8 protein-coding genes are annotated in these 5,210 nt (G+C 30.3%); 5 read left to right on the top strand and 3 right to left on the bottom strand.

From position 1 onward, the window contains the following. The 3 genes from HN894_15145 to HN894_15135 form a co-directional block, all read left to right on the top strand. Positions 1-730 (top strand): ATP-binding protein (locus tag HN894_15145; protein MBT7144659.1); only part of this gene is annotated, 730 nt, incomplete at its 5' end. Continuing rightward, on the top strand, positions 731-901 hold the full coding sequence (locus HN894_15140; protein ID MBT7144658.1) for a hypothetical protein: 171 nt from the start codon (positions 731-733) through the stop codon (positions 899-901). It abuts the gene before it with no gap. 186 nt (positions 902-1,087) lie between these two features. Further along, the gene (locus HN894_15135) at positions 1,088-1,327 is read left to right on the top strand and encodes a hypothetical protein (protein ID MBT7144657.1); all 240 of its coding nucleotides are present in this window, start codon (positions 1,088-1,090) and stop codon (positions 1,325-1,327) included. A 17-nt stretch (positions 1,328-1,344) separates the two neighbouring features. On the opposite strand, the gene HN894_15130 is transcribed toward HN894_15135, so the two are convergent. Together HN894_15130 and HN894_15125 are read right to left on the bottom strand one after the other, a co-directional pair. Further along, complete coding sequence (locus HN894_15130) at positions 1,345-2,184, bottom strand: hypothetical protein (protein ID MBT7144656.1); 840 nt, start codon at positions 2,182-2,184, stop codon at positions 1,345-1,347. Between the two features lie 17 nt (positions 2,185-2,201). Then, positions 2,202-2,846, bottom strand: coding sequence for an O-methyltransferase (locus HN894_15125; GenBank protein ID MBT7144655.1), 645 nt, complete (start codon positions 2,844-2,846; stop codon positions 2,202-2,204). A gap of 312 nt (positions 2,847-3,158) precedes the next feature. On the opposite strand from HN894_15125, the gene HN894_15120 reads away from it, so the two are divergent. Beyond that, a complete protein-coding gene (locus HN894_15120) occupies positions 3,159-3,461 on the top strand; it encodes a hypothetical protein (GenBank protein ID MBT7144654.1) in 303 nt (100 codons plus the stop codon). Then, on the top strand, positions 3,458-3,835 hold the full coding sequence (locus HN894_15115) for a hypothetical protein (GenBank protein MBT7144653.1): 378 nt from the start codon (positions 3,458-3,460) through the stop codon (positions 3,833-3,835). The genes HN894_15120 and HN894_15115 overlap by 4 nt, the downstream gene beginning before the upstream one ends. A gap of 70 nt (positions 3,836-3,905) precedes the next feature. Here HN894_15115 and HN894_15110 read toward each other — a convergent pair whose 3' ends face one another. Next, complete coding sequence (locus HN894_15110) at positions 3,906-4,856, bottom strand: C4-dicarboxylate ABC transporter (GenBank protein MBT7144652.1); 951 nt, start codon at positions 4,854-4,856, stop codon at positions 3,906-3,908. Positions 4,857-5,210: the final 354 nt, after the last annotated feature.

Genomic DNA, 5,210 nt, shown 5'->3' with positions numbered 1-5,210 from the left:
TCTCCTCACCGAAAAAGGGGTCAACATGCTCCGTTTCTCGAAAGCCGCCACCGCAAAAAAGGGGTCAACATCTGCCGGAATGACAGACAAATTTCACTCAGAAAAACAACATTTTTTTTATCGCTCGGAGGGGGTCAGCTTGCTCCGGTATATCCATAAAAACTACAAGGAAAATTTATTGGGAACATTCGTAATACCAAGAACAATATTAGATTTATTACCCGAAAAATTGAATAATTTAATTGTTGGAAAAAGAAAAAAAGGTATTGTAAAAGTTTTACAACAGGTAGAGCCAAGTATTTTGGATATAAGTATAGGGACGAATTTGATAATATATTGTGATACAGGCCTTGATCAGTTAATCCCAATAAATGTCATGGGAGATGGAATAAGAAGGATGTTGTCTTTAATTGTAACTATCGCAAACATGAAAAATGGTTGTGTTTTTATTGATGAAATTGAAAATGGGCTACATTATAAATCATTAGAAATATTGTGGAGAACTGTTTTTGAAGCAGCAAAAGAATTTAATGTTCAATTGTTTGCTACAACACATTCTTATGAATGTATATCTGCATTTCAGAAAGCTTTTGCATTTAATAAGCACCCACAGGACCCTGATGAAATTCGATTATTTAGAATAGAAAAAAGACCCGATGAACATCTTGCTCATAAAATGACCAACGAAATGCTTGAAACTATGCTAAATGATAATTGGGAGGTTAGATAAATGAAAAGCTTAGTGTTGAAATCTGAAAAAATTCTATTGGTAGAAGGAAAAGATGAGGTAGATTTTTTTGAAGCATTATTCAGTTTTATGGAAATAAGTGATTATCAAATTATTAATGCAGGAGGAAAAGATAATTTTAAAACTTATATCTTATCACTTAAAACTATTTAAGGATTTAATAAAATTAGAATATTTGGTATAATAAGAGATGCTGATAGAAATGCAAATAGTGCTTTTCAAAGCGTTTGCGGTTCTTTGTCAAATGCTAATTTTGACACTCCTAAAATTCAAAACACATTTATTGACAATAAAATAAAAGTTGGTATTTACATTATGCCCGGAAACAAGAATGAGGGAATGTTAGAATCTCTCTGCTTGCAAATTGTTGAACACGAGAAAGAATATAAATGTATAGAAGAGTTTTTTAATTGCATACCTGAGAAACCTAAAAATATAGCTAAGGCAAAGGTTCAAGCATTTTTGTCAACAAGGAAAAACTTTGTGCACAGTCTTGGCTTAGCAGCAAAAAAAGGATATTGGGATTTTGAACATGCTAACTTGAGAGAGTTAAAAAAGTTTATCAAAAATTTCCAATAAATTTTTACTCACCCCCACTAAAAATACTCATACTCATACTTAACAATAGAATTAAAGTCCTCTTCTTCAATTAATTGTTTGTTTTCATCGAATCTTGAAATTCGTTCATATTCGAGATTGTCAGCAGCATTAAATCTTGATTCTTTAAGTGTTCTGTTTTTGTCATCAAAATCATATCGAATAACCATCTTATTTCCATGTTGTTCTTTTAGAACTCTGTCTTTTTCATCATATTCAATCAGCAATTTATCTACCAACTCTTTTTTCTTATTAACAGAAATTTGCTTCATAGGAAATCCTCTTTCGTTGTAAGTCAGATGATGCTCAATCAAAAATTCACCCTTTTTCCCAAATTCAATTCTATTTGTCAGTTTTGCGTTTTCGTTGTAGGAATTTTGAGTTTTGCTTTCAAGTTTATTCGATTCATCGAAAATTTGTCTTTCTACGATTCTTCCGCTTTTGTCAAATTTCTCAATTTCAATGCTTTCAATTTCGCCGTCTTCATCAATTTCTGAAACAGTTTTTGTGTTTTCCGATTTGTCAAACTTGATTTTCTTTATAGATTTCCCCCCTTCCGAATATTCTGTTTCATGTTCACAAAGTTCTCCATCTTCATAATACTTAAATCTCGATTGTTCGCTTATTTCATCTTCGGAAATATAATCAATCTGTTCAATCAACTGCTTCTTTTCATTGTATTTATAAACTGTTTTGTTTTCAATCATTTCGTCATCGAAATAAGAAATTGAACAAATCAAATTTTCGTTTTCGTCATATTCCAATAAGGAGCTAAGTTGCTTATTCTCTTCGTTTTCTTTGTCTATTGAGTAGCTTCTAATTACTTTTGTCTTTTTCATAATTCATAATTTATAATTCATATTTTCCTCAACACCATCAAGCCATCTCTTATAGGAAAAATAACATTTTCCACCCTGTCATCCTCATTCACAAAACTATTAAATTCTAATATCCCTCTCGTGCAAAAGTCGTTTTTCGGAAGATTTTCTTCTACAACTTTTCCTTCCCAAAGTACATTATCGGCAATAATAAAACCACCAATATTTACCTTGTCAAAAATCATTTTATAGTAATCCAAATATCGCTCTTTGTCGGCATCAATAAAAACCAAATCGAAATTCTTGTCTATTTTTGGAATAATCTCAAGAGCATCCCCAACTTTCTGAACAATATTGTTTTGCAATTTTGCTTTTTCAAAAAAATTTTGCGAATATTTGGTCAATTCATCGTTTATTTCAATAGTGAATAATTTCCCGTCTTTTTTCAAACCTCTGGCCAGGCAAATTGCAGAATAGCCGGTAAATGTTCCAATTTCAAGAATATATTTTGGAGAAATCATATTACTAAGCATTTGCAGAATTTTACCTTGCAAAGGGCTGCAAATCATTCTTGGATTGAAAGTTTCCAGAAATGTTTTCCTGTTTAATTCTTTAAGAATATCATCTTCATTTTCAGTGTATTTTGTAATATATTCCTCTAATTTTTTGTTACTTTCAAACATTAATTTTGTTTCATTTTTTTAAAATTCAAAACTAATGATTATTTGCAAAGGATTATTTAGATTTTTATAAATACGTTTATAATAATAGTTTCAATTATGATTGACAAAATGGACAAAAAGTACAAAAGTTTCAATTATAATTGAAGAAATGTTGTTAATAATTTCGAAAGTGAAGAGCTGTTTTGAGCCTCCTTGCTATGTAATTAGCTATGAATCAAACCTGTCAGGTCGGAGAATTGATGAAATTTCTGCTACATATTATTTTTATATCTTTGAAAACAAAATAATTTAGTTTGAACAATACAAACAGCAATGTTGACTTTAGATAAAAAAACCGAAAAAAAACTGAGCAATTATGTTTCTGTTTACAATGGAAACTATGATAAAATGATAAATGAAATATTATCGTATAGGGCTGCTCAATTAAAAAAAGCCATTAGAAATATTGAATTGGATTTTGCATATTTTGAACAAAAATATACGATGAAAACTGTAGAGTTTTACGAACTTTTTGAAAATGGAAAACTTGGTGATGAAAACAGCGATTTTTTTCAATGGAGTGGGGAATATGAAACCTTTCAAGATTATCAAAAAGAAATAAAACATTTACTATGACAATAGATGATTATTTTTATGAAATTGAGAAAACTATTTCAGATTTCAATATAGTTGTCAGGCAAAAAACCGAGAAAAGAAAAATTGATAATAATTTCGGTATTTTCAAAGGATTGTTGTATTTCGAAAGTGGTAGTTTAGATTTTATTGAGGTTGTCAGAATAAACCATAATGAGACAATAAAAATTAAATACAAATATCATTTTATGTCAAACGAAAACATTATGATTTTTCGCTACGATAATGTTCCTCATCACCAAGGAATATCCACCTTCCCAAATCACAAGCATATTACGGATGAAATTATTTCATGTTCCGAACCTAACTTCTTGACAGTTTTGTCTGAGATAAAAAGAAATCAAAACATTGAATGAATTTCCATTTGAACTTAATATTTTTCGTTAAAAAAGGAATATTACGATTAGGATAATTACTTAATTGTTATTATTCTTCATTTACACAAATTTCGTGTTTCCTTATTTTTTCAATTGTTTTATAACTCACAATGATTATGAAACTTAGGGCTAAAACAAATCCTGCAAAAGAAATATATTTGTAAATATCGTTGCCGGAAACCTGATAAGCTAATGCCGAGGCAATAGTCAGTGCATCTAAAGGAAAGGTAAACGCCCACCAAGACACGAAGAACTTGATGTTTTTGAAACTTTTTGCGAGAAAAGCTATTAGTAGTACGAAGAAAAATGTAATGTTCAGTAGAAATTCTCCAAGCAAATCCCATTGGTTTGTCAACTTATAATACGATACAAATCCTATTGCGGGAGGTGCAATTAAAATGAATAATGTAGGAATAAATTTCTGAGGCATTTGGTCGTGAAAAACCACTCTGTTCAAAAATATTGTGAATAATATTATCCAGAAAAATCCTCCAACAGAGAAATAGAAAAAGGAAAAACTTCTTGGCATAAATTCCACTCCCATTATTGGAATTAGAATATTGCCAACAACCGGAATGAACCAAGCCGGATTGAAAAACCGTATTTCAAAATTGTGTTGTATCCAAAAAGCAATTGTGTGCAACATCATATATGTGTGCAGTACAAGCCCAATCCACCACAAAACTTTCGAAATATTATGACTCATTGGGTGATATGCAATCGACAATAGCAAAAAGGATATTGAAATTGCTGAAAAGAAATTTATACGGATTCTATGCTTAAAATCTTTTTTAACTTCCTTGAAATGATAAATTGTTTTTAGGAAATACAAAACAGTTATCAATATGAATAAAGCGCTAACAAATATCAAGCTTGCTTTATAAAAAATGTCGGGCAACCAATCTAATTGAGAATATTTGCTAAAAGCGATTGCCAAACCTGTGATTCCCATCACAACGGCATATAAAGTTATTGGAAAATATTCTAATCTGTTTTTCATAATTACTGATTTTAATGAGACAAGTAGGTGGGAATTCTTAAAATTGCAAAGTTCATGGTAAAAAAAATCCCAGAACAAAATGGGTGAGCAAAAAAGCTTTTATGAAAAGTGAAAGGGTGACTCAAAGTCAACCTTTCACTATATTTTACCTGTAGTTTAGTGGAAAGCTAAATAGCTTCAGTCGCAACAATTTTAGCCAAAATATCAGTGTTATTCTGAAGTTTCCTCAATTTTCCTCCCAAATTATAGATAGCTGGCTATCAGGGATTTTGGGTTTAGTTTTATAAATTAGCCCATATTTATTATCAAACAGATAATTAAAGATACCATCTGCCATGGCATAGCTATAGAAAG

The organism is Bacteroidota bacterium (genome assembly GCA_018692315.1).
Lineage (GTDB): Bacteria > Bacteroidota > Bacteroidia > Bacteroidales > JABHKC01 > JABHKC01.
This window is presented reverse-complemented; position numbering and strand designations above follow the sequence as displayed.